The sequence below is a fragment of the Peribacillus simplex genome (assembly GCF_900156045.1).
GTDB lineage: Bacteria > Bacillota > Bacilli > Bacillales > DSM-1321 > Peribacillus > Peribacillus simplex_D.
The window spans coordinates 37987-62837 of sequence record NZ_FTMX01000005.1; the positions used below are offsets into that span (position 1 = coordinate 37987).

23 protein-coding genes and 1 other RNA gene are annotated in these 24851 nt (G+C 38.6%); 15 read left to right on the top strand and 9 right to left on the bottom strand.

Annotated elements, in window-relative coordinates:
* Window positions 1–252: 252 nt before the first annotated feature.
* On the top strand, window positions 253–1551 hold the full coding sequence (locus tag BW986_RS17225; RefSeq protein WP_076369106.1) for a globin-coupled sensor protein: 1299 nt from the start codon (window positions 253–255) through the stop codon (window positions 1549–1551).
* 323 nt (window positions 1552–1874) lie between these two features.
* On the opposite strand, the gene tatA is transcribed toward BW986_RS17225, so the two are convergent.
* A complete protein-coding gene (tatA, locus tag BW986_RS17230; RefSeq protein WP_048686086.1) occupies window positions 1875–2081 on the bottom strand; it encodes a twin-arginine translocase TatA/TatE family subunit in 207 nt (68 codons plus the stop codon).
* Between the two features lie 366 nt (window positions 2082–2447).
* Here tatA and ssrS point away from each other — a divergent pair.
* From ssrS to BW986_RS17255, 4 genes are all read left to right on the top strand, one after another.
* A non-coding RNA gene (gene ssrS / locus BW986_RS17235) (6S RNA) lies at window positions 2448–2635 on the top strand.
* Window positions 2636–2925: 290 nt separating this feature from the next.
* Window positions 2926–4293, top strand: a complete 1368-nt coding sequence (locus BW986_RS17240; protein WP_076369107.1) for an MFS transporter — start codon at window positions 2926–2928, stop codon at window positions 4291–4293.
* A gap of 314 nt (window positions 4294–4607) precedes the next feature.
* Window positions 4608–4796, top strand: coding sequence for a hypothetical protein (locus BW986_RS17250; protein ID WP_063233876.1), 189 nt, complete (start codon window positions 4608–4610; stop codon window positions 4794–4796).
* 240 nt (window positions 4797–5036) lie between these two features.
* Window positions 5037–6380 (top strand): MFS transporter, encoded by a 1344-nt coding sequence (locus tag BW986_RS17255; protein WP_076369109.1) that lies wholly within the window; start codon window positions 5037–5039, stop codon window positions 6378–6380.
* Between the two features lie 297 nt (window positions 6381–6677).
* Here BW986_RS17255 and BW986_RS17260 read toward each other — a convergent pair whose 3' ends face one another.
* The gene (locus BW986_RS17260) at window positions 6678–7004 is read right to left on the bottom strand and encodes a YnfA family protein (protein WP_076369110.1); all 327 of its coding nucleotides are present in this window, start codon (window positions 7002–7004) and stop codon (window positions 6678–6680) included.
* Window positions 7005–7535: 531 nt separating this feature from the next.
* Between BW986_RS17260 and BW986_RS17265 the strand changes: the two genes are divergently transcribed.
* The 4 genes from BW986_RS17265 to BW986_RS17280 all read left to right on the top strand — a co-directional run bounded on the left by BW986_RS17265 (window position 7536) and on the right by BW986_RS17280 (window position 12308).
* The gene (locus BW986_RS17265) at window positions 7536–9200 is read left to right on the top strand and encodes an amidohydrolase (RefSeq protein WP_076369111.1); all 1665 of its coding nucleotides are present in this window, start codon (window positions 7536–7538) and stop codon (window positions 9198–9200) included.
* A gap of 89 nt (window positions 9201–9289) precedes the next feature.
* The gene (locus tag BW986_RS17270; RefSeq protein WP_076369112.1) at window positions 9290–9511 is read left to right on the top strand and encodes a DUF3311 domain-containing protein; all 222 of its coding nucleotides are present in this window, start codon (window positions 9290–9292) and stop codon (window positions 9509–9511) included.
* 17 nt (window positions 9512–9528) lie between these two features.
* Entirely contained in the window at window positions 9529–10995 is a 1467-nt protein-coding gene (locus BW986_RS17275) for a sodium:solute symporter family protein (protein ID WP_076369113.1), read from the top strand.
* Window positions 10996–11360: 365 nt separating this feature from the next.
* Entirely contained in the window at window positions 11361–12308 is a 948-nt protein-coding gene (locus BW986_RS17280; RefSeq protein WP_076369114.1) for a DMT family transporter, read from the top strand.
* A 332-nt stretch (window positions 12309–12640) separates the two neighbouring features.
* Here the strand turns inward: BW986_RS17280 and BW986_RS17285 are convergent, their stop codons facing one another.
* Window positions 12641–13726 carry an MBL fold metallo-hydrolase gene (locus BW986_RS17285; protein ID WP_260320886.1) on the bottom strand — a complete coding sequence of 362 codons (1086 nt, stop codon included), beginning with the start codon at window positions 13724–13726 and terminating at the stop codon, window positions 12641–12643.
* A 321-nt stretch (window positions 13727–14047) separates the two neighbouring features.
* On the opposite strand from BW986_RS17285, the gene BW986_RS17290 reads away from it, so the two are divergent.
* Both BW986_RS17290 and BW986_RS17295 read left to right on the top strand, forming a co-directional pair.
* Complete coding sequence (locus BW986_RS17290) at window positions 14048–14791, top strand: type II toxin-antitoxin system SpoIISA family toxin (RefSeq protein ID WP_260320903.1); 744 nt, start codon at window positions 14048–14050, stop codon at window positions 14789–14791.
* Window positions 14792–14971: a hypothetical protein gene (locus tag BW986_RS17295; RefSeq protein WP_076369116.1), complete on the top strand. Its 180-nt coding sequence runs from the start codon at window positions 14792–14794 to the stop codon at window positions 14969–14971.
* A 278-nt stretch (window positions 14972–15249) separates the two neighbouring features.
* Here the strand turns inward: BW986_RS17295 and BW986_RS17305 are convergent, their stop codons facing one another.
* A complete protein-coding gene (locus tag BW986_RS17305; RefSeq protein ID WP_076369118.1) occupies window positions 15250–16209 on the bottom strand; it encodes a sensor domain-containing diguanylate cyclase in 960 nt (319 codons plus the stop codon).
* A 557-nt stretch (window positions 16210–16766) separates the two neighbouring features.
* Here BW986_RS17305 and BW986_RS17310 point away from each other — a divergent pair.
* On the top strand, window positions 16767–19337 hold the full coding sequence (locus BW986_RS17310) for a helicase-related protein (RefSeq protein WP_076369119.1): 2571 nt from the start codon (window positions 16767–16769) through the stop codon (window positions 19335–19337).
* 75 nt (window positions 19338–19412) lie between these two features.
* Here BW986_RS17310 and BW986_RS17315 read toward each other — a convergent pair whose 3' ends face one another.
* Complete coding sequence (locus BW986_RS17315) at window positions 19413–19622, bottom strand: YqaE/Pmp3 family membrane protein (RefSeq protein ID WP_076369880.1); 210 nt, start codon at window positions 19620–19622, stop codon at window positions 19413–19415.
* A 571-nt stretch (window positions 19623–20193) separates the two neighbouring features.
* Here BW986_RS17315 and BW986_RS17325 point away from each other — a divergent pair.
* Complete coding sequence (locus tag BW986_RS17325; RefSeq protein ID WP_076369121.1) at window positions 20194–20865, top strand: hypothetical protein; 672 nt, start codon at window positions 20194–20196, stop codon at window positions 20863–20865.
* 111 nt (window positions 20866–20976) lie between these two features.
* On the opposite strand, the gene BW986_RS17330 is transcribed toward BW986_RS17325, so the two are convergent.
* Together BW986_RS17330 and BW986_RS17335 are read right to left on the bottom strand one after the other, a co-directional pair.
* Window positions 20977–21288: a hypothetical protein gene (locus BW986_RS17330; protein WP_142244672.1), complete on the bottom strand. Its 312-nt coding sequence runs from the start codon at window positions 21286–21288 to the stop codon at window positions 20977–20979.
* A gap of 232 nt (window positions 21289–21520) precedes the next feature.
* On the bottom strand, window positions 21521–21850 hold the full coding sequence (locus BW986_RS17335) for a four-helix bundle copper-binding protein (protein WP_076369122.1): 330 nt from the start codon (window positions 21848–21850) through the stop codon (window positions 21521–21523).
* A gap of 176 nt (window positions 21851–22026) precedes the next feature.
* Here BW986_RS17335 and BW986_RS17340 point away from each other — a divergent pair, with 176 nt between their 5' ends.
* Both BW986_RS17340 and BW986_RS17345 read left to right on the top strand, forming a co-directional pair.
* Window positions 22027–22416: a DUF948 domain-containing protein gene (locus tag BW986_RS17340; RefSeq protein WP_076369123.1), complete on the top strand. Its 390-nt coding sequence runs from the start codon at window positions 22027–22029 to the stop codon at window positions 22414–22416.
* Between the two features lie 95 nt (window positions 22417–22511).
* Window positions 22512–22877, top strand: a complete 366-nt coding sequence (locus BW986_RS17345) for a DUF948 domain-containing protein (RefSeq protein ID WP_076369124.1) — start codon at window positions 22512–22514, stop codon at window positions 22875–22877.
* A 206-nt stretch (window positions 22878–23083) separates the two neighbouring features.
* Here the strand turns inward: BW986_RS17345 and BW986_RS17350 are convergent, their stop codons facing one another.
* The gene (locus BW986_RS17350; RefSeq protein ID WP_076369125.1) at window positions 23084–23275 is read right to left on the bottom strand and encodes a DUF3934 family protein; all 192 of its coding nucleotides are present in this window, start codon (window positions 23273–23275) and stop codon (window positions 23084–23086) included.
* A gap of 160 nt (window positions 23276–23435) precedes the next feature.
* Window positions 23436–24767 carry a polysaccharide biosynthesis protein gene (locus BW986_RS17355; RefSeq protein WP_076369126.1) on the bottom strand — a complete coding sequence of 444 codons (1332 nt, stop codon included), beginning with the start codon at window positions 24765–24767 and terminating at the stop codon, window positions 23436–23438.
* Between the last annotated feature and the right edge of the window lie 84 nt (window positions 24768–24851).

Sequence of the window (24851 nt, forward strand, 5' to 3'; positions counted from 1 at the left end):
CGGGAGCCTCCTCGGCGCTTTTTGAGCCTGTAGGGTCTCCTTTGGACGCGCTTTTCCTACAGGAGTCTCGAATACCCGCTCCATTCAAATGGAACTTCTTTTTAGGCACTCCCTGGAGTGTTTTTTTGTTTGGACTTAAATAGTTCATAAGTATTGTGTGAAAGAGGAAAATTTATCAAAGTGAATTAAGATTAACAGACTTTATGTCGAAATAGTATATATGGGTAGAAAAAATTGGAGGGTAATTCAATCATGAAAAGTATATGGAGAAGTAGACAAAAGATAGATTCAATAGACTATATGCAATATAAAGAACAAGTCGGTATCAATATCAGCGAATATCCGAGCGTATTGAAGCAAGTGGACATGATTCATTTGACGATCGGGGATTTGTGCATAATTCGTTCTTTACAGGAAAAAGTGAAAGAACACTTGACCCAAATTGTAGGGAATTTTTATAAAAATCTAGAGAATGAACCTTCTTTAATGAAAATCATTTCGGACAATAGTTCTGTTGAGAGATTGAAAAAAACACTGCATCGCCATATGTTCGAAATGTTTAGCGGTACCATTGATGACGCGTATGTTAAACAGCGTTATATTATCGCACAAGTACATGTGCAAATTGGACTGCAGCCAAAATGGTATATGAGTGCTTTTCAGGATTTATTGCAATCATTAATCATTCATGTGATTTCCGATATAAAAAATATTGAGCAATATCAAGAAAATATTCTGGCTGTCACTAAAATTTTTAATTTAGAGCAGCAAATAGTTTTAGAGGCATATGAACTTGAAAATGAGAAGATTCGCCAAAAAAACTTAGCGGAAAAAGAAACGATTAAACTACAGGTCAATCATAATGCCGAGGAATTGGCAGCAATCAGCGAAGAGACTAGTTCAGCAACTCAATTAATGGCAAATAAGGTAGGCGAAATTCATGATTTCACTCAAAAAGGGTCAGAGATTGCGATACATGCAGAGGGAAAATCAAATGAGGGAGTTGAACTGTTACAAGGATTAGAGAAGAGATTGGTAAAAACGCAGGAGCGAATGACGATCATCTCAAAAGATATGGAACAGCTATCCAATACTTCAAAGGAAATAGAACGAATTGTCACGATCATCACTTCAATTGCAGAGCAAACGAATTTGTTGGCGTTGAACGCAGCGATCGAGGCGGCAAGAGCTGGTGAAAATGGCAAAGGATTTGCGGTCGTGGCTGGTGAGGTAAGGAAGCTTTCAGAAAATACCAAGGAATCAGTTTCGGAAGTAGTGAAACTGGTTAATGGAATTGCTCATTTTACCGATGTCATGAACACGTCAATTTCCATGGTTAGCGGGGAAATTACTAAAGGCACGAAACAAGGGAAAGAAACTGGCATATTTTTTACTGAAATAGCAGACTCCATGCTTTCTGTTAAAGAGCAGAATATTAAGATCACAAAGGAAATGACAGAGCTGCATGATATATTCGATGAAATTAATGAAGCGTTCAATCAAGTGGCCGTTTCCTCGGATCAATTGACTCAATTAACGATAAATTTGTAATGAAGTTTAACGATTTTGTTGCATAGAACACCTTATCGGGGTTCGTACATATTTTAATAAACAACTCGATAGAATATTTATAAAAAAGCCCTGAAGCGGTTTATAGAATAGGAACCTGAAGGAAATATAATCAATTCCAAGATGCCGTTAACAGGCTGCTCAATAAATCACTTGATATAAAATAAGTTTAATGTTATATTAATAAAGCGATGAGCTAATTTGTGTAAGTCGTAGAACATGCTTTTAGCTAAACGTCGGGATGTGGCCTGACGGTTCTGCGCCACAAACGCATCAAAGACGCCTGCTGCGTGCAGGCGTCTTTTTCATTTTATCGATTCTTTTTTTGCAGCTTGTACGTCATCCTTGAATTCCTCTTGTATTTCTTCCGTTATTCCCTTGGTTGCATCCTTAAACTCCCTAAGTGAGGTGCCGACTGCCCTACCGATTTGAGGTAGCTTGTTCGGTCCAAAAACAATTAAAGCTAAAAGAAGGATTAAAATCAAACCGGGAAAACCAATGTTTGAAAGCATAACTAGTCACTCCAATCAAGTCTGTTAGTTAATATTATAGACTCCTTCCATGTATTTGCAAATGATATTTAGGATATATTATAGAGTTCAATATCCGATGATCTTAGCAAGACCAACACTTTCAATTCTGTCCCATTTTTATCTTGCACATTCTATCTAAAAATATTTACTTACCCAAGTATGCTATTTCAAATAAGATGGCAATGAAAGTAGGGGGGACAGTATGAGAAATCAGAGTGCAGCCATTAATTTTGCCGTTTGGGCATGACAAATAGGCTCCGTCTGCTTAATGTGTAACATGAAATTTTTTTGTTGTTTGGGAATGATTAAACTTGCAAGATTGAAGATATTTCGGTATTATAACTATACAAGCTGCGTTGTTCGTAATGATAATTAAGTTTTAACCTTTAAGCTGTAATAGGGAGTTTTACATCGAAACAGGAATGTTATGCCTCGTCACTGACTTGGACAACAGGATTGTTTCTGCAAACACCCACTTTGAGGAGTGGTGGTTTAAAACTTTCTTACTTGAATACGGCAATTGCGGCTTACTACTTTTATAATTAGAAACCAGTTCCGATAAGGGACTGGTTTTTTGTTGTTTTTACTTATTTTTGGAATAACTTTGTATATAACGATAGCATCAGAAAAATTTTTAAGATATTTATGAAAAATATATAAAACTTTTTATTGAAATATCAGATAATTAACATTTATAATAATAATTAGATAACTCGGTTCACTATTTGTATAAAATGATGGTGAGTCGATTTTTTCAAAAGGATTACGTAAGCGCTATCATTTGGATGGTAGTACAGGAGTCGCCTAGAGAGGAGAAAATTTTATGGCTAAAATTAATACGACCGAGGTAATTAGCAACAGTAAGTTCAATCGCTTTCATTTTGGATTGCTGGCATGGTGTTTTATCATTATCCTTTTTGATGGCTATGACCTCGTCGTTTACGGTACGGTCGTCCCGGTATTGACGGAGGAGTGGAACCTTTCTTCCGTGGAAGCGGGGGCCATGGGGAGCTATGGACTATTTGGAATGATGTTCGGGGCCATTTTCTTTGGTACATTAGCAGATCGGATTGGCAGAAAAAATGTAATCGCTGTTTCTCTGATTTTATTTAGTTTATTTACACTATTATGTGGATTTGCGAACACGCCTACCATGTTTTCGACTTTCCGATTTCTAGCCGGATTAGGGCTAGGGGGAATCATGCCGAACGTCATTGCCTTATTGACGGATTATGCACCGAAAACGATGCGGAGCATGGTCGTTTCAATCGTTTTGTGCGGTTACTCATTCGGGGGGATGCTTGCCCCGATACTGGGTATCTTGCTTATGCCTTCACTAGGCTGGGAATCAATATTCTGGTTTGCAGGAATACCATTGTTATTTTTACCCTTCATGATGAAGCGTTTACCAGAGGCATCGACGCATCTGATCAGAATTGGCAGAAAAGAAGAATTGATCAGGATTTTATCCAAGGTCAGTCCGGAGAGTAAATTCGACATCAAGGACGAAATTGAGGAAGTGAAAAAAACAGATACGAATATGCCGATTATTGGATTATTCAAGGATTCCCGTGCACTAAGCACACTGATGTTCTGGATCGCCTTTTTCATGTGCCTATTGATGGTATATGGATTGAATACATGGCTACCAAAGTTAATGATCGAGGCAGGGTATGCGCTGAATTCAAGCTTAGGTTTCTTGATCGTTCTTCAAGGGGGCGCAATCGTTGGCACACTTATTATCGCTAAACTATGTGATCGTTATGGATCCAAGAAAATGCTTGTGCCGATGTATGCGCTTGGGGCAGTCAGTTTGACCCTATTGGGAATGGGCGGAAGCTCCTTTGTGATCTACACTTTGGTAGCGGTTGCAGGAGCCTGTACCATTGGTGCCCAAAATCTTGTACAAGCCTATGTTTCCCAGTACTATCCACCAAATATTAGATCTACGGCATTAGGGGTCGCATCTGGAATCGGAAGGATCGGCGGTATGCTCGGACCAATACTCGGCGGATTCCTATTATCCATCTCGCTGCCCATCCAAATGAATTTCATCGCCTTTGCTATTCCGGGTCTCATTGCCGCCGTTGCTTTATCATTCGTTCCAGCGAAAATGGCTTATTATAAACATGACCATTCGGAACCAACTGAAGAAATGGTGGTAGAGTCCAATAAAATGAACATCTTGTAAAATTAAATGCATGAAATGCATTGCAGGGATACCTCCGCAATCATTTCATGCATATTTGTTTTATTGGCCTTTTTTGACGTAGTAATGGATCTATATGAAAAGGGAAAATTGAAAAGAATTAGCGGAAAGATTTTCCGGGAATTGTTTGGCTTGACCAATTCTTGAGAAAAGTTGCTTAAATGTTCATAATTTCGCAATACGAGTCACTCTTATAGATAAAGAATAAATGTTAGAATGATGGTACGGATAATTAATTCCTCCTTAAATGGAGCGAACTAGAAAAAATAATCTCATCTTTTGTGAGGAGTCTTACTTTGAAAATTTTAAAACATGTAATTTTTTGGTTAAGCATTATAGGGACATTATTCTCTATGATTTATTTCTTTGTAGCGGACATTCCGTTATATGTTAAATTATTAGGCGGAGCCATCATCCTTTATCTTGGTTATGATCTTATAACAGAATCAAGGAAAAGAAAGCGTAAAGAAGCCTTGGACGCATAATCCTATACTCGTTAAAAGCCCTCTTATCAAAGAGGGCTTTTTTTGTTGATTAATATGGCTAAATGACTTTGATTATTGACAATATTCTAAAAATTAAGTTAATATATAGTGAACTTAGTTCTATATATGTATAAATTTCTTTGTAACAACATTATCATGTGTCATGAAATGTAGGTTCAACCAAAAAAAGGAACATTCTTAGGACTATGTCAAAAGGAAAAGCAGAAAGAGGGGAAGGAAATGCGCACGATCCAAGTGCCTGAAATGATTGATGAACAAAAATTTAACCGCTTTCATTTTCAGATTTTATTATGTTGTATCTTTATCATCATCTGTGACGGGTATGATATGTTCATGCTTGGGACGATACTCCCAGCTTTGATGGCGGAGTGGAGGATAACTGCTGTAGAGGCAGGGTTATTCAGCAGCTATGCATTGTTTGGAATGATGATAGGAGCGTTGGTCTTTGGACCGCTGGCTGATAAATTCGGCAGAAAGAAAGTCATTTTGTTTTGTACGGTCATTTTTTCCGTATTTACATTTACATCAGGTTTTGCTGATGAGCCAACTTCTTTTGGATTACAGCGTTTCATTGCAGGACTAGGCCTGGGAGGAGTCATGCCGAACCTAATAGCAATCATTACTGAATATGCTCCTAAAAAACTTAGAAGTACCCTGGTCGCGATCATGTTCAGCGGGCACGCTCTAGGGGGAGTTGTCGCATCAATGGGAGCGATGTATCTGATTCCGAACTTTGGTTGGCGGGCAGTGGTTTGGCTCGGGGCACTCCCATTAATCTTCATGCCCATATTATATAAATTGTTGCCAGAGTCGATAAATTATTTATTGACAAAAAACAAAAAAAGCAAATTGGTGGATGTCCTGAATCAAGTGAATGTAGACGGGCAATACACAATAAATGACGATTATGTCCTGCAGGAGCAACTCAAAAGTGAAATGAAAGGGTTTCCAGTTAAACAGTTGTTCAAAAATGGGAGGACTTTAAGCACCCTCATGTTCTGGATTGCATTTTTCATGTGTTTGTTTGTAATGTATGGTTTGAGTACATGGCTTCCAAAGATCATGGGAGGGGCAGGATACGAATTAGGTTCAAGCCTGACATTCTTAGTCGTATTGAACCTCGGAGCAGTATTTGGAGCAATCATTGGAGGGAAGCTTGCAGACAGATATGGTTCCAAGAGGATTCTGGTAACTTTTTTGGTCATTGGATTCATTACGCTCACGATGCTGAGCTTCAAGCCAAGCATGATCATGCTTTATATACTGATTGCCATTGCAGGAGGTACGACAACAGGTACACAAATCGTAACGAATGCATATGTATCCCAGTATTATCCGAATGAAATCCGTTCTACAGGTGTCGGCTGGGCATTGGGCATCGGCAGAATTGGCGGAATACTCGCTCCTACTTTCTGCGGGATCCTGCTTGATATGAAGTTGTCATTGCAAGTCAATTTTTTAGCCTTTGCCATACCATGCATCATTGCGGCAGCGGCGATTTGGTTCATTCAGGATAATTTCAGCAACATGACTGCAATCAGGCAGGAAAAGAAATTGATATAAAGTACACCAATGCTGAATCATTGCAAGTGGAGAATTTGGTAATAGAAATTGGCTCTTTTCGTAAAGATTGTTGTTTTTAAAAATAAACGATTTACGGTTGATTGGAGCGCAGGTGCGCGACTCCTGCGGGAGCAGCGGGACAGGTGAGACCCCACAGGCGTTTACGCCGAGGAGGCTCACCGCCCGCCCCGCGGAAAGCGAGCATCTGGAGGGGAAATCAACCACACCGCTTACTTGGTAAATAGCAACAAAGTATGCGAAAACAGAACTTAAAGGGCCTTATGCCCTTTAATTTATTTAGTGTCTAGGGCCCCAAATAATGACTGAAACCCCTACCAAACAGATTCCAGCACCAATCCAATCATATAAATCAGGGGTCTTCTTATCGATGCCCCATCCCCATAAAACCGATAAAACAATGAAAACCCCGCCATATGCAGCATAGACACGTCCAAAGGTAGGGAACGTTTGGAAAGTTGCAATGATGCCGTATAGCACCAATCCGAAACCACCGGCTAAACCCAGGTAAATGGATTTACCTTCTCTTAACCAGAGCCAAATTAGGTAACCGCCACCAATTTCCGCTAGGCCAGCCATAATGAAAATTAAAGTAGTAACCAACATCTATATATACCTCGCTTCCTCGTTGAAATTTTATCATATATGTCCTGTAAATGATCATGCTTCAACAAAGTTCTAACATAATGAAAGTTATTATTGGAGCTACATCTTGTTTCTTCATTAAAGACGCATAGTTATGAAGGAGTTTGTGCAGTTCTAGTGACCTTCTATATTTTTTAAGATAGAAGTTAAAAAATTATTGATAAACGTTTAAGTAGGATCTATTAAAATATATATGGCTGAATATTCTGACTTTTCATTGACTTTTTATAACGTTATGTGTATCATTCACTAAGAAGTGGTACTGACGTTATGATGAGTTATTGTCAATGTCGTAAAAATAAATTCAATATAAAAGAAGGAGGAAATGAAATAGCGGAAAGGTTATTACCTATAGTGGAAGGGTGTATTCGCGTGATTACTGATGAGTGGGTTATAAACTATTATCGAAAGAGACAAGAGAAAATTTAACACTTTAATGTTACTTCTTTTATCTCTATTAATTCTAAATAGCTCTTTAAAGGAGGCATTTTTATGGTTCATGTGGATCTCTTGATAACGAACGCAAACGTTTTGACATTAGATAAAAAAAGTCGTATTGGAGGTTCTGTAGCAGTAAGTAATGGAATCATCATCGGAATCTGGACTGAATTGGAACCTTCTCGCGCGTCCATTGAATATTCCAACCGGACACAAGTTATCAATTTAAAAGGCGCAACATTGCTTCCTGGCTTTATCGACACCCACAACCATTTATTGATGTATTCCCAGTTTCGAAAACAAGCAAACTGCAGCTCACCCCTTAATCAAAATATTGAAGATATACAAGCCCGCATTCTTTCTATGGCTAATCAAACTGAAAAAGAGAATTGGATTTTAGGTTTTGGGTATGATGATACTCTTTTAAAAGAACAAAGGCATCCAACCCGGGCTGAATTGGATGCAGTCGTACCAGAACATCCCGTTTTTATCAGGCATGTTTCCGCACACTTCGGTGTGGTAAACTCTGCAGCTCTTAAAATTGCAGGTATTGATGAAACTGTTTTGGACCCTCCTGGTGGACATCTAGGCCGGGATCGTTCAGGGCGACTGAATGGTATTTTATATGAGCTGCCTGCCATGAATTTGGTGGAAACGAAGATCCCGGCACCGTCTTTGGATTTATTGGTTTCACTATTAAGCGAAGGCTCGAAGGATTACTTAGAAAAAGGCATCACTACAAATACTGATGCCGGTGTAGGGTTGAATATGGGCATAGTTGAACTGGAAGCACATCTTCAGGCAATGGCAGAAAGAAAAAATCCATTGCGTATGCAATTAATGGTCATGCACAATCTCCTACGGGAAGGAAATGAATTAGGAAAATATACAGCTAGTGAACTCAATATGGAGATTATTGAAAAATCATATGGTCGTGCCCGTCTGGATAGCGCTAAGTTGTTTCAAGATGGGTCAATTCAAGGATTAACAGCAGCATTACGGCATACATACCATTGTAACCCTAAAGTTTCCGGTGAATTAATACATGATCAAAAAGAATTCAATGAAGAAGTTCTTGATTTAAATAAAAGGGGTTTTCGCATAACGACACATGGAAATGGAGACAGGGCCATTGGCTCCATTTTAGATGCTTATGAATTCGCATTGAAAAAAAATCCACGCGAGGATCACCGCTATCGAATTGAACATTTGCAAACCGTGACTAAATACGATTTAGAACGAATGAAAAAGCTTGGCGTAGCAGGTTCATTTTTCATTAATCACGTTTATTATTGGGGGGATAGGCATAAAAAAATGTTTCTTGGACCTGAAAGAGCCAACGTAATGAACCCCTTAAGAGACGCGCTTCAAAATAACTTACTATTTACTTTGCATTCCGACTGTCCAGTAACACCCATCTCACCATTATTTTCAGTTTGGGCTGCAGTTAATCGCATTACAATGGGAGGGGAAGTATTAGGAGCTGAACAAGGGATAGACGTAGAAAGTGCACTGAGGTCAATGACGATATGGGGTGCCGAACTTAATTTTGATGAAAAGGATACCGGAAGTATTGAAATTGGAAAGAAAGCGGACTTTGTTATTCTTTCAGAAGATCCATTGAAGGTCGACCCATTAGAAATTAAGGATATTCCGGTACTTGCCACCATTGTGGATGGTCAAGTTGTTTACCAAAAGGATTGGAGTTTAATATGTTGAACCTAAGTCGTTAAAAAATACTTCCCACTTAGCAAAGTATGTGATAGGAAATCGCATACTTAAAAATCTAAGGAAAGGTGGAGAGAATTATGCCTCGCCGAAAATTAGCTGGTATATTCATAGGTGTAATAATTCCGTTTATTTCCATTATCGGCATCGTCCCTTTTATTGCGAAACTTGATTTTAGTGTACTGGGAATACCCATCCTTTATTTTTGGGTGTTTATGTGGTTTCCACTAACTACCCTTTGTCTTTGTATATCTTGGCATATTTATGATCGTCATCAATATAAAAATGAAAAGATGGGGTAGATAAGGAGGAATGGATAATGGCGGCGATTGTGTTTGGATCTATTATACTTTTATCAATAGGAATCGCATTGAACAGTCGAGGTGGAAGAGGGAAAATTGGTGTTGAGGAATATTTGGTAGGAGGCAGATCATTCAGTGGAATATTGCTATTCTTCCTCGCAGTAGGTGAAATATATAGTATAGGAACGATGATTGGATTTCCTGGAGGAATATACGCCAAAGGTCCGGGATATGGCATCTGGTTTCTAGGTTATATACTTCTTGCTTACCCCATTGGATATTATATGGCCCCTTTAATGTGGAGAGCTGGGAAAAGGTATGGAGCAATGACTCTTCCGGATATATTCAAAGGGCATTACTCCCATAGAGGGTTGGAACTAGTAGTGGCAATTTCAGCATTGCTCTTCATGATCCCTTGGGGACAGTTGCAATTTGAGGGACTCGTCGTTGCGCTTGATGCCCTAGGTTTTAATTTATCCCCAACACTGTCAGTCATTGTTTCAGGGTGTTTAGCATTTATTTATATATCGATTTCTGGTGTGAAAGCTCCAGCACTCATTTCTATCCTTAAAGATATAATTATGCTTCTAGCGATCATAATCACTGGGTTAGTGGTTATAAAAGAAATTAATGGAGTATCAAACCTATTCAATTTGGCGAAGCAACATGGGGCGATGGTTACGATAGACAAATCAGAAGATGTCGTTTTTAGTATGACCACCATATTTTTTCAATCATTAGCCTTCTATTGCATGCCGATCATCGTTTCTGTCGTATTTACTAGTAAGTCAGAAGGAACGATTAAGCGAACTCAAAGATTCATGCCATTGTACATGTTGATGTATCCTTTTCTCATACTAGCTTCATATTTTGCTCTTGTTTCAATACCTAATTTAGAAAATCCCAACCATGCCTTCATGGCAACGGTTACAAGCATCCTTCCTCCTTGGGCAGTCGGTTTGGTAGCTGCTGGGGCAGCTCTTTCAGGTATTTTAGTACTTGCTGTAACTAGTTTGGCAGTTGGAGGTCTAGTTTCCAGGAATTTATTAAGTAATGTTCCTGAAAAATCTCAGAGAAAATGGGTCCAAATTATTGTTCTTCTCTATCTGTTGTGTTCGATGGGGTTAACATTGTTGGCGCCAAGCTTGATGCTGAATTTGATTAATACAGCATATTATGGATTTGGGCAATTCCTGCCTGGACTATTATCGATTTTCTTTTTCCGATCCATAAGACCTGCAGGTATTGCAGCAGGCCTAATTGCAGGGGATCTGTTCGCCATATGTATGCATTTAGCACAGGTGAATTTCTTGAATATTAATATTGGCTTAATTGCTTTATTGATCAACTTCACAGTTACTTATTCAATTAGTATGTATTTGAAAAGAAAACAGAAAGCTCAGACCACTTTTGAAGAACCGATTGCCTACAAAAGCATTGAAGTAGAAGAAGCCTATTCAAAAAACTCTGTCATTGTCGATTAATAATTATATTTTCTTACGATATGATGCATTCAGATTTAATTCAACCATACATTATTGTAATAGGCTTTTACTTGAATTGCACAAAATGCATCCATATCCCTCAGTATAATTTCAAGCTATATGAAAAATGGGTGTATTGTTAATCATGATAAACGGGTATCCATTTTTCTCCTGTGTACAACAAATGAAACCAACAAAAGAGGCTTTAACATGTAAACACCACCTTGTTGTTTTTTAACATTTCAAATACGTAAAATATCCCAAAAAAGACCTGGATTTTTCAACTCTAACTTGGATTGCAAAACAGATGCAAAGGGTACTATACCTAAATAGGAATATAGTAATCTAGTTGAGGAGTTGCAGCCATGAAATCCCGAACATTTGCATACATGTTAGCGCTATTTCATTCAAGTATTGTCGGCCTATCTTTTTTATTTACGAAAATGGCGATTGCAGAATCGAATCCGCTTGATACTTTGGCTTTCCGATTCACGGTTTCTTTTGTCATCATTTTATTCCTGGTCGCGGTTAAAGTCATTAAGGTGAACTATTCCTGGGGCTCGGTTAAAAACCTGATCCCGCTATCCTTGTTGTTCCCAACTTTTTTCTTTGCCTTTCAAACTTTTGGACTTAAATATTCGCAATCCACCGATGCTGGAATTCTGTCTGCCGTCACCCCAATTCTAACATTGGTGATAGCTGGATATTTCCTGAAAGAGAAAACCTCTTTATATCAAAAGCTTTCGATTGTTTTGTCGGTGATTGGTGTCATTTTTATTTTTGTGATGAAAGGGAGCACGATCGATTTTTCCGACATGCTTGGGATGCTGTTGATTTTGCTATCCTGCATTGCGACTGCCTGTTACACAACGATGACCCGTTCACTTGCCAAGGACCATACACCAGGTGAAATGTCCTTTTTCATGATGGGAACAGGCTTTGTCATATTTAACGTGGCTTCGCTCTTGACACACTTAAAACAAGGATCGATGGCGGAATTCTTTACACCATGGTCGAGCATGGAATTCATCAGTTCCATTTTGTATTTGGGAATATTGGCTTCGTTGGTCACTTCGTTATTATCCAATACGATTTTATCTAAAATCAAAGCGTCCCAAATGAGTGTGTTTGCTAATTTCTCCACAGTTGTCACGATAACGGCAGGAGCTCTCATTCTAAATGAAAAGATGACCATCTACGATATTTTGGGGTCGATACTAATCATTTTAGGTGTAATAGGCACGAATTATTTTAGTGTGAAGAAAGAGCCTTCAATAAAAGTGAATCTGGAATATAATGAAGGGAAAATGTGAATGAAAATGGTCCGTCCCATTAGGGATGGACCATTCAGACTGTAGACAAACTGAAAATCGGGTTGTCTACAGTTTTTTTTATCGCTTGTACAATTTAGTCGTTGATTTCCGCTCCAGGCATTCGCTTTACGCGGGGGCCCTCACTTGGACGCCCTTTTCTATGCAGGAGTCTTGCACACCCGCTCCGATAAAACATAGGTATACCCTTTCTTTAAATAGAAAAGAACTTTAGGTTTTAAAGATAGTGCTTTGGGTCAGTTGGTTCGGGAACATCATTTGATGAAGAAACGTTTACCGACTCCCTTTTTTTATACAAACTGAATGGCGTCTTTTCATATCCACCATCTTGTTTGAGGGAAATCTGTTGAACCAATCTCTACCGGTTCGCCTATTTGAGGTGTGCTGACCTGGACACCAAGATCATTGGCCGCTTTTGTTACCCGTTCTATCGGATCTGTCCAGTCATGAAAAGACAATGTGAAACCAGCCCAATGAATGGGGATCAACCGTTTTCCTTTTACATCGATATGTGCTTGAACAGTTTCTTCTGGAACCATATGGATGGTTGACCAACGTTCATCATATTGGCCGCATTCCATTAAAGTTATATCAAAAGGTCCGTATTTTTCGCCGATTTCTTTAAAATGGCTGCCATATCCACTATCTCCACTGAAAAATACCTTTTCTTGTTTTCCAGTGATTACCCAAGAACTCCAGAGTGTCGTATTGCCATCACGTAAACTTCTACCAGAAAAATGCCTTGCAGGCGTACAAACAAATTGCAAATCCTTGAATGAAACTTCATCCCACCAATTATGTTCCTGAATCAGTTCCTGTTTAACGCCCCATCTTTCAAGATGTCCACCGACACCAAGTGGGACAATGAACTGACTGACCTTATCTTTTAATTTCTTTATTGAGAAATAATCCAAGTGATCATAGTGATCATGTGAGAGGAGGACGGCATCGATAGGAGGCAGCATATCCAAATCGATAGGCAGCTCCCCGCTAAAGCGCTTATTTCCAAACCAAGGAAAGGGAGTGGGTGCTTTTCCAAACATGGGATCCACTAAAATGGTTTTCCCATCTAACTCCAACATGAATGCAGAATGACCAAACCAGGTGATTTTATTGGAATTTACAGATGCAGGTTGTTTTGTTCCAATTACGATCGGGCGGTCGGGCCTTCTTTTTGGATTAGGTTTAATGAAATCACGTAAAATGGAACCAGTATGTTTAAGACTCATCGCTTGACTGGCAGGAATCTGATTTTGGAATTTTCCCTTGACAAAATTCTCTTTTGTAGTGAAACTTCTCACTTTTTCTTTGGTTGTCCGTCTTCCAAGTGGAGGATAGAGGTTTAGGAAAAGTAACAATATTATAAAAGAAGAAATGAGGATCTTAATAATTTTCATCATGATAGCTGCCTCCCATATTAATCTGACCTTTTATTAAAACATATCATAGCACAAAATTTATTAGGTTATTTACTATGATGTCCCACTAGAAAAATGATAAAGATAAACCATTCCGAGACAAGGGCGATGGATGGTGCAACATATGATTCCTTAACTGTAAACCCCACATTGGGAGGAGTGTTTTTTCTCAAGTGAAAAATTCTGACAAGTGTTTAAGTTTCACCCATCTTAGGCAGGGAATAGAGGTATATATAATGAATAGTATAGAGAGCGGTATAAGGAATGTAGCAGCCGAAGGGTAGGGTGATAAATCGATTGTTAATGTTTTTCAGAGTCTTTGTATGGGTAGTATTTATTGCTTTATTAGCCTATGTCATTCTTTCTTGGAAATATAAAGACAAGGTAAGTAAAAGGATTGAAGCGATTCGAAAAACCTGGTATATCATTTTTATACTGGGTGCATTGATTTATTGGAATTTCTATCCGATGAGCATTTTTAATGAGTGGAAAAATTTCTTGATTATGGCAATCGTATTCATCCTGATTGATATGTTTGTGTTCTTGAGCATGTATATATCCAAGATTGGCGATAACGAGCTATCCTATGCAACAAAAGCCGTTGCGGAAAGTGACAAACTTTTAACGGATAATAGGGAAAAAGTCAAGAATATGTTTCATCTCCTAAAAAAAGAAGGAATACCTGAGTATTATCAAACGAATAAGGAATATTTGGCTTATTTGAGCATTCTCCTGCAAGCATATGCAGCAAAGGAAGGGATGAACGTGAAAATCCTTCCTTTCAAGACGGAACAGGACAAGCAATTGGTGATAACTGGGCATCCGAACTTGAATGGCAGTACCATTCGTGCTACATTGGAAAGAGAAGATACGTATTATAATGATGAAGAAAAAATGGCTTTGCAGCCTGTAAGCATATTGATGGAACCTTATATCCTTGACGTTAAATCAGAAAGCTTCGTTTCAGAAGTCGATTGTTTATTAATAGCATTATTAATCATGATGTTCGATATGGTCATAAAACAAAAACCAGGTGGTGAAGGATAAATGAGCATTTATGATAAAGCCGGCAATGACGTGTCAGTTGCCGTAATCAAACCACAGGTGAAAATACCTGATGTAGGTTTAAGTCCCCACACAAAAAAAGTGATGAAACAGAACGAACGCATAATCCTGAAACAAAAGGAAAAAGCTGCACGCTTCAGCCGATTAAAAAATGTTTTATAAGAAGGGAAGGGGTTTTTCCTTTCCTTATGATATTTAATGGAGAACCCGCATATACTATTCAAAATCAAAGAATAGGAAGGGTCTTTCAGAATATGAACAAAAAACCCGAGAGAGTTAACATCCCGGTCCCCTCCGCTTCACCATCCGAGAAACGGATACATAAGGGAAATGCTGATCTGCTCAAGCTTTTGCAAAGGCTGAAAGCTAAACGTTGGATTTTTTTAAGGTAAAAGAAAGCCAGTCTCCAAGGAGAACTGGTTTTTTTATTTTTCAGAGTATCACTGCTGGTGGAAGTATTGAATTTTTTTACGTCCAGACTCTTTAGCCATATACATGGAACGGTCCGCTTTTTTCAAAAGTGATCCCATTTCCGTACCATTATGAGGATAAAAACTTATCCCTATGCTAGCTGATACAAAATGATCATTTCCATTAATGTGAATGGGCATGGTGGATAAATGGTTCAGTAATGATTCAGCGTTTTGCTGAGTGTTTTTCATTAAATCTTCACAATGCGATGGATGTAATAATACAATGAATTCATCACCTCCGATTCGAGCCACATGACTGCCTTCGGGGACGGTTTGCAAAAAACATTCCGCTGCCTTTTTAATAACGTCGTCACCAGCATCATGACCAAAGGAATCATTGAAAAATTTAAAATGATCAAGATCGATGTAAAGAAGGGCCAGTTCATCGTTTGTTTTATCTTTATGATAATCGAAATAATTATCAATGAAGTGCCGATTATATAGACCTGACAAAGGATCCCTGATAATCCCTTTTTCAATAAGTATGGTATGACTAATCAAAGCTGCCAAAGACCTAATGAGTATCAGATCATATTCTTTAAAAACATGAGGTTTAATGTCGAATGCACATAATGTCCCAATGATTTCACCCTCATTTATTAGGGGAGCCCCCATAAAACACCCATTCCCTATAAACTTCGTTGCAGGGTGGCCACTAGTCAATTCATGTTCCCTCAAATTCGGGATAACGAGTGGTTCCAAGCCATTCTCAACAACTAATTTGCAATAAACCATATTATAAGGAAAGATGTCACCTTCACAAATTAACTTTGCATTTCTATTGAAGGATTTAATTGTAAAACTCTGGATGGGATTCAATAAAGAAAGGAAGAATGTATTGACCTCAATGGTTTGAGCTAATAGTGCTAATACCTCTTTAGCGATGGAATCGAAATTTTTATAATAGTTGATATCTTGCTGAATCATTCTCAGGCTCCTCTTTTATCTATAGTCTTTTCAGATTTCCGGATGTTATTTCTCATATTGAACGACAAGACACAAAAGCGGAATCTGAATATCGTGACAGTTGTCCGGATTTCCACTAAACTCAATTAAGGGGTTGGATTCGTTTTATCGATGAAAAATATAAACGGGAAACTTAAAAATTGACCTTTACTTTATTTTCGGCATTTTTTTTATATCATTAAATTTTCAGTCTCCGGATTATCAATTAGCTAAATTTCTGTATCCGTTTCTGGATTTCAGGGAGGGGATCATATCACCCATAAAGTCTAAGTCAATGATCAGTCTATTCATCATGCATTATACTGTAAATGAAACGGGGAGAGTACCTTTGATGTGCATACTTGTTATTTATTTACCCTGGAGCGTTTGAAAGTAAAGCAACTGGGCATTTCTGCACCTTCTCAAGATAACGGAGCACATGAAAGGATAAAACGAATGTATCGCGCTCATTTATAAAAAAAATTTGGGGAGGATAAAAGGAAGCAATTACATATTGGATAATTCAAAAGGGGATCATTATGGGAAAATTAGAAAGTATATATCCTATTGCTATAGAGAATACAAAGGAAAAAATAATCCAGGATATGGATTTTTATTTAGAGAATCAAGAGACGATGCCGTCTTATTCAGCTTATATATCAGATAGGACGACTTTTATTGAGCAAATTTGGATAAATGTTTGGCTAAATAAAGCATCAAACGATGTGCCCAGAAAGGAAAAAAAGGCGTTTTTAAGCGAAAGGGGATTTGTAACGGAAGGTTCAGATCATAAGCTGATCAATAGCATGTTCCGGAACGAATTAAAGAAGTATCGACCGTTTGATGGCTTAACGTGGATTAAAAAAACCTTTGCTGATAATCAAGAAGATTGGGAGAAGAGATATAAAAATGCAAGGGAAAAATTCTTTAGGCGACAAGAAGAACAGCGGCTTGCCAAGCAGCGCTGGAAGATACGCGCAAGACTGCAAGAAGAGGCCAATAGCTTTTTCGAAAGTAACTCACTTCTTATATATTTACATGTCAGGTATTACATTGCTGGAATTTTGACAAAAGATCTTAAGAATAAGCCTAAATTCCAATATGTCGATCCATACTTGCTTGAAGAACAATTGGTTGAAGAGGGGGGCTTTCAAGCTGCCGAATACCTAATGGTCACTGATTTTTTTGAAGAGCTGACAGGCGATATTCACTCATTAATCGGTTGGGGAAGGAACCGTTACGAATATGAAAATTACTTCTACAGGTATGAAAGATTAGTTTCGGATTTCATAATGAAATTAGCCCCTGACAAATACTTGCAACATCTATCTGCTGCACTGCATCATGATTTTTTTGAGTCATATGGGGAAAGGCTGACGGTCGATGCCCTTCAAGGTATACTAAGCGATGAATTGGCTGATTTGTCTCAATCCTGTTTTGATGAACTTCAGGAAGAATACCTTTCTGATTTACTGAAGCTTGAAGGAATTCCTTTTAATGAAACATTACACGAGGAAATATACGAAAAAGACGTGGAGAACAGAGAGAGAAGAAAAGCTGAAGTATTGGCAGAGCAAGCCAAGAAGCGCGCAGAAGAGCAAAGGATGATCGATGACATCATCGGTAAGGCCTATACTCCATCATTAGGAAAAAAAGTAAGATATGTTTTGCATATCGGAGAAACCAATACCGGGAAGACGCATAAGGCCCTGGAGAAAATGAAAGAAGCGGAAAGCGGTTTGTATCTAGCTCCCCTAAGACTGTTGGCTCTTGAGGTATTTGATAAATTAAATGCGGACGGTGTACCTTGTTCATTAAAAACCGGTGAAGAAGAAAAGGCAGTTGAGGGAGCGAAACATGTCTCCAGCACCGTTGAAATGTTTCATGAGAAAGACTACCATGAAGTAATCGTCATAGATGAGGCCCAAATGATTGCCGATAAAGATCGAGGCTTTTCATGGTTCAGGGCAATCACGCAAGCAAATGCGAAAGAAGTACACATAATCGGGAGCAATAATATCAAAATGATGCTTCTGAACCTTCTGAATGAAGCTGATTTAGAACTCCACGAATACAGACGGGAAATACCGCTTGAAGTAGAACAAAGGGAGTTTGGACTGAAGTATACAAAAAAAGGGGATGCCCTCATTTGTTTTTCGAGAAGGCAGGTACTGGAAACCGCGTCCCGGTTAAAAGAGAGTGGACATAATGTCAGCATGATTTACGGCAGTATGCCTCCTGAAAATAGAAAACGGCAAATAGAGTTATTCAATCGTGGTGAAACATCAGTTGTCGTTGCCACCGATGCGATTGGTATGGGATTGAACTTGCCTATACGCCGCATCGTCTTTCTTGAAAATGAAAAATTCGACGGGACACGGAGAAGAAGATTGACTTCTCAAGAAATCAAACAAATCGCAGGCCGAGCGGGTAGAAAAGGAATTTATGACACAGGAAAGGTAGCATTTACAGCAGAGATCAAAATCATGAATAAGTTGCTGGAACAGGTAGATGAACCAGTTCAAACCTTCACTATCGCCCCAACCTCAGCTGTGTTTGAACGTTTTCAAAAATATTACCGGAACCTAGGGACATTTTTCGAAATGTGGGAGAGGTTTGAGCCTCCTAAAGGCACGAAAAAGGCATCTCTATCGGAAGAAAGGGAGCTTTACGAACTGATTCGGGATACTGAAATCGAAGCGCGATTTTCTTTAATGGATTTATATGGTTTCCTGCATATTCCTTTTTCGGCAAAAGAACCTAGTTTGATCAGACAGTGGCTGGAAACGGTCGAAGCGATTGCCGAGAACAGTGACCTTCCTGAACCGATCATCAAGACTAGAAATCTGGAGGAATTGGAGCTATCTTATAAAGCGATAGGTCTTCATCTACTATTTTTATATCGGATGGGTAAGCGGACGGAAGCTGTTTATTGGGAGCGTATCCGTGAAGAAATCAGTGATGGCGTTCACGATCAGTTAAAAGACGAAATGTTGAATTATCAAAAAAAATGCAAGCGATGCGGAAAAAGGCTTCCGGATGACTCACGTTTTCATATATGTGATGCTTGTTATCATAGAGGGCTTAGGAAGACGCACAGATACAATTAACCGAATTATTTTGATAAATAACCCGAATAAAGCGCACAATGGTGTCGGCATTCGGGTTATTAGCGGTTGTATAAATCACTTTGTCGTTTGTTTCGATTTAGCAATGAGTGCTGCTTGCAGCTTCATTCGTTTATCAGCTTTTTTATCATGCACCACTAAGATTGCATGAATTAAACCAGGGACATAAAAAAATAGCGTGAGGATCAGATTAAACACAGCCTGGATGGGTTTACCGGCTAAAAATACGGCTAATGGAGGGAAAAGAATCGTAATTAAATAAAGAATGGTGAACACTCTCCAATATAATGATTTTTATCTGACGATCACGGTTTGTTTTTTTCTTTTGGCTCTTTTCGTAAAGATTGTTGTTTTTAAAACGAAACGATTTAAGGTTGATTGGAGCGGAAGTGCGAGACTCCTGCGGGAGCAGCGGGACATGTGAGACCCCACAGGCGTTTACGCCGAGGAGGCTCACCGCCCGCCCCGCGGAAAGCGAGCATCTGGAGGGGAAATCAACCACACCGCACTACTTGGAAATAGCAACAAAGTATGCGAAAACAGCCTTTCTTTTTGATGATTTTTTTATTCTAAAACAGATGCTTTACTTGAATCGAGAAGTCAATCGATTACTGAAGTTCCATTTTCCTGATGTTATTCCTTGCTATCGCTTGATAAATATATGCTCAAGAGCCGGATTCATACCAACTGAGCATCCTGTCACTACGAAGCAGTCTTTTAACTCCCGATGATGTCAGGAGGACTATGGCTAATCGTCGTTTTTGCCGATGGCGGTCAGTGTAATGCTGCTTTATGTGTTAGAATAATCAGAATAATACCTGTAGAAAGCGGGAGATATATGAAAAAAAAGATAGGCTGCTTGCATGCGCACTATACAAATATACAATACATAGAAAACGCATTCTCGAAATTCGATATTGAATGGCTCCATTTTGTAGATCCGGGATTGATGCAACAGGTTTCAACGGATGAAAATTTTAAGAATTCGGATGCTCAAAAAAGGGTTAAACAACAAGTCGAATGGATTGCCGAATGTAAAGTGGATGCCATTCTGATAACCTGTACAAACTATATCTCCTTTTTAAACGAAGAACAGCTATCCATACCCATGCCTATCATTAAAATCGATGAACCATATTTTGAGCGAATTTTCCAATTGCAGCAACCGCAGATAATATTATTCACGAACCCTGCCACTGTTGAAGGAACAGTCAAACGTTTAAATGCCCATGCTGAAAAATATGGGGCTGTGGATTTTGAAGTTATCATCATCGACAATGCCTTTGAATTCATTATGCAGGGATTGGGAGAGAGGTATAACCAGGAAATTTTGTACTTCCTATACCGGTTTAATAACGAAAATAGACCGCTGTCGGTGGCTCAACTATCAATGGTCGAAGCAGCAAAGAGATATGAACTTCAGACAGGAATGACAGTTTTAAATCCATTGAATGCATTAGTTGATTCCATGATCGACCAACTAGAACTACGTTCATTGAGTGGTCTTTGAATCAAATGATTTCTGGTGCCGCATGAACGGAATGATTTTTCATTGTATACGGAAGAAAATAAAAAAATCCTTGCATCATTTGCTTAAATCCCAGTGCAGGGATTTTTTTTATTATTCCTTTGTGCGGATTTGTTCACGGATGTTTTCAAGTTCTTCAAGGGATAGAGCTGTCAGGGAACTTTTTATTTCTTCTTCGACCCGTTTTCGATCAAGCTCCCTATATTCACTCCACCAATCCCGCAGCCCTTCGGTGTTTTCGAGAAGATACTCTATATCAATTTCTTCTTGCTCATCATCCGATAAATATCGCATGACCGCACCTAATAATCGATTGAGTTTGGCTACTTCACTTTCCTTATCAGGTGAAGAGGGGGTATCTTTCACTTCTAAATCATCTTTAGCCGGAACATTACGAGGTGTCATAACATCCTCCTGTTTTTAATACTAGTGTGCCTAAAATGGCGGTTTTCAATATGTATTTTTCGTATTTTTACAATTTTCATTTTTAAAGTATTTATTAATATTAAAAAATTTTAACATATACCTCGCTAGAATATATAGATTATTTCATCATCCTTAAATATGGTTAACAAAGTGATGGGTAGGTAAGGGGAAAAGTATAAATAAAAGGAATAGCTTAGTGCTATCCCTTACATCAAGCGGCTATATTTCTGCATTCTTCTGCACATCTAAAGCATGCCTCAGCACATTTTTGGCAATGTTCATGATCGTGTTTTTTACATTCGTTTCCGCAGCTTTCACAAATCTTGGCACAAACTGCAGCCAACTCTGAAATAAACGGTGTACCTCTTCCTATCGCCTGTTCTAAGTTAGAGCAAATATCCGCACATTCCCGATCCAAGCGAATGCACTCCACCATCATGTTTACATGATCTTCTTTTAAGCATGCGTCATAACAATGATTACAGGCGGTCATACAATCATTTAATATTTGGATAACAGATGAATAATTCTCATGTGACATGAACAAATCTCCTCCTAAATATGGTCTCCCCCTTACTATTATCCTTTAAACTGCCCCTGTAAACTTCTAATAGGACAAGGTGAATGGGTCTAATATAAAACTGACCGGACAAGTGAAGGACTTAAGGGAATTAATGGAAGTGACAGTGCATAAATTTAAATGAAAGGAGTGGATATATGAAAATGTTTATTAAATTAAGTGTGGCCAGTGTCTCCGGAGCCGTCGTGTATTTGATATATAATGTCAACCAGACGCTGCGTAAAGGAATGGGAACGCTCGAAGAAACAAATAAGACACTGGAAGAGGTAAGAAATGCGGTACATGGATTGACGCAAGAGTCCAAACAATTGATCCACTCTGCCAATCAAATTACAGCGGATGTTAAAGGGAAGATGGAAAATGTCGATCCATTGCTGGAATCAGCTCAAGATGTTGGGGAAATGATTCATAATGTAACCAATTCCATGAAAGAAGCGAGTTTGGAAGGCCGCCCTAAGGATTTATCCACTCCGACAGTTCCTTCGACTCGAACTGAAACGGAGGGGGTTCAAATAATAATCAAATAGTATCATTATTTATCATTAAAATCAGGCACCCCGGGATTCACTAACATATTTAAAACAATCATTTCTACTATTTAATTTAGAGGGGGATCTTAATCTTGATAATTCAATATAGTGTGGCTGCGATAGCTTTAGCCTTCATTTGGTTGGTCGTATTTTTAATCAGTACTCTTCAAAAAGGAATGGTCATGATAGGAGAAGCCAATCAAACATTGGCTGAGGTGAGAAATGCCATCCATGATTTGTCCGGCGAATCGAAACAACTATTGCAAACTGCAAATGAAATCACAGACGATGTAAAAACTAAAATGAAAACAGTTGAACCATTATTGGATTCAGCTCAGGATGTTGGTGAAGCGATACATTCAGTTACAGAATCTGTTAAAAAAGCCACTAACGGTTTCCGTACAGAGTTTACCCCCAAAAAAATCAATGCTATCAAACCCAAAAACCAATTTAGATAAAAAGAAAATATTAAAAAATGAAAGACACTACCGGAATTTGGAGTGTCTTTTTTGATGGTATGTATAATAGCTGTAGTCTTATGCTTTATATGGATTTCGCCCTTGGTTTATATCTATAAGACCCATTTCTCTCATACAGATCTCTTTACACTCTGTATGAGAATATGGAACAAACATAAATTCTGTATGGATTATAGGACAAGCAATTATTTTTCTGTCTTGTCACCTGAAGCATGACTGGATGTTTTTGAGTCATTGGAATGTTTGACGCCTTTACTTACATATGGTTTCGCACTTTTTTTCTTATTGGCACTTGTTTTCCAACGATTCCAGCCCTTCTTGCCCGTTCCAGTGCCCGTACCTTTACCCGTTCCACTCTTAGCCTTAGCTTTACTCATGAAATCACTCCATTATAATTCTATGGTTAGTTTAAACCATTTTACTTGATTATTACCCAAGTATGTTGAAATATACAGTAACGAAGGTGATATGTACAGGGAAAGGCTCAATATTTTTAATCATATTCGTAATAAACCTATAACAGCAGGGGTTTTTGCCTCACTTTATCGATATGGATCTTGACTTCGTCAGTAAGATGCTTATGCCAATTTTTTTGCAAATGGTCAAGTAGTGCATGAAAGTTAATAATACAGCACCGGTATTCATTCCTAAAATGATTCCTCCCATATTAAGAGAAGCCTGAGACCCTAGGATATACATCATTAAAAAGGCAACAATATGGGACCATACGGTATGGATGAAAGCATCCTTCACTAATCCCAGGCCGATGAGATAAGCTTGCATGGGAATGACAAAAAAATGAAAAAGAAAATAAGGACATAATAATTTTAAATAGTATGCGGCAGATGTTGAAGAAAAAAAGAGGGAGGTTAAAGGCTCCGCAAAGAAATAAATGAAAATCACAGCCGGAACTCCATATAATATGGTGAAAGACATCGATTTTTGCAATAAAACCCTCAATTTTTCCTTATCCTGCTTCTTGTAAGCATTCGAAACATTCGGAATGAGCATGATCATTAAGGAATGCGCGATAAAGGCCGGAAAGAAGCCAATCGTCATCGCAACACCAGTCAGCATTCCAAAGTGCTCTGTAGCCACTACCGCACCGAATCCTGCCGAGAGAAGGGCAGTATGGATCAAAAAAGGTTGGATGGCATTCGTTATCGCATGAAAGATCCTTAACCCCATGGTGGGCAGCGAAACGGCCAATAACTTTTGTCGTGCATGTTTACCGGTTGTCCACGAGTTCGTACCGCGCCTCATGATTCGCATTTGAAGAATCAAAAGGTTGATCAAGTATAGAAAAACGAGGAACTCACTGCCGATCAAAACAAAAAAGGCCATCAATAATGACTTTTCCTGGTTAAAATGAAACAAATTAAACATGAGGAAAAGCAAACCGAATTGAATGATATCTTTTAAAAAATTGGATAAGGCAATCTTCCCCATTTGCTGGACACCCATGAAATAACCCCTAGCAATCGATGAAAAGGAAACTATGGGGATCAATGAGATGAGCAGCCATTTAATATAGGGATGGTATCTGTCCATTATGGATGAGAAGTAAAGTATGAAAGGCATGACTATACACATCACCAATACCACGACTGCAGCCATTTTAAGTGCATGAATGATAAGATTATAATGCATTGCCTGCTTATTTTCCGCTACGAATTTTGAAATGGAAATATGTAATTCAAGACTGGCGATCACATATATCAAAAAGAAAATTGGCAATATGGACATATAAAGCCCCATGCCCTCTTCGTGTAATTCCCTGGCCAGGAGCATGTTCACTAAAAATTCGATACATTCACCAAAAAACGCTGCGACAATCAAAATGAGCGTTCCTTTATAAAAAGATTTCATGTTGGCCCACTCCTAACAAGGTGTTTGTATAAAGATATGAGACATGCCATGGAATATTCATGAGGAACTGCAGTTCCCGGCGAT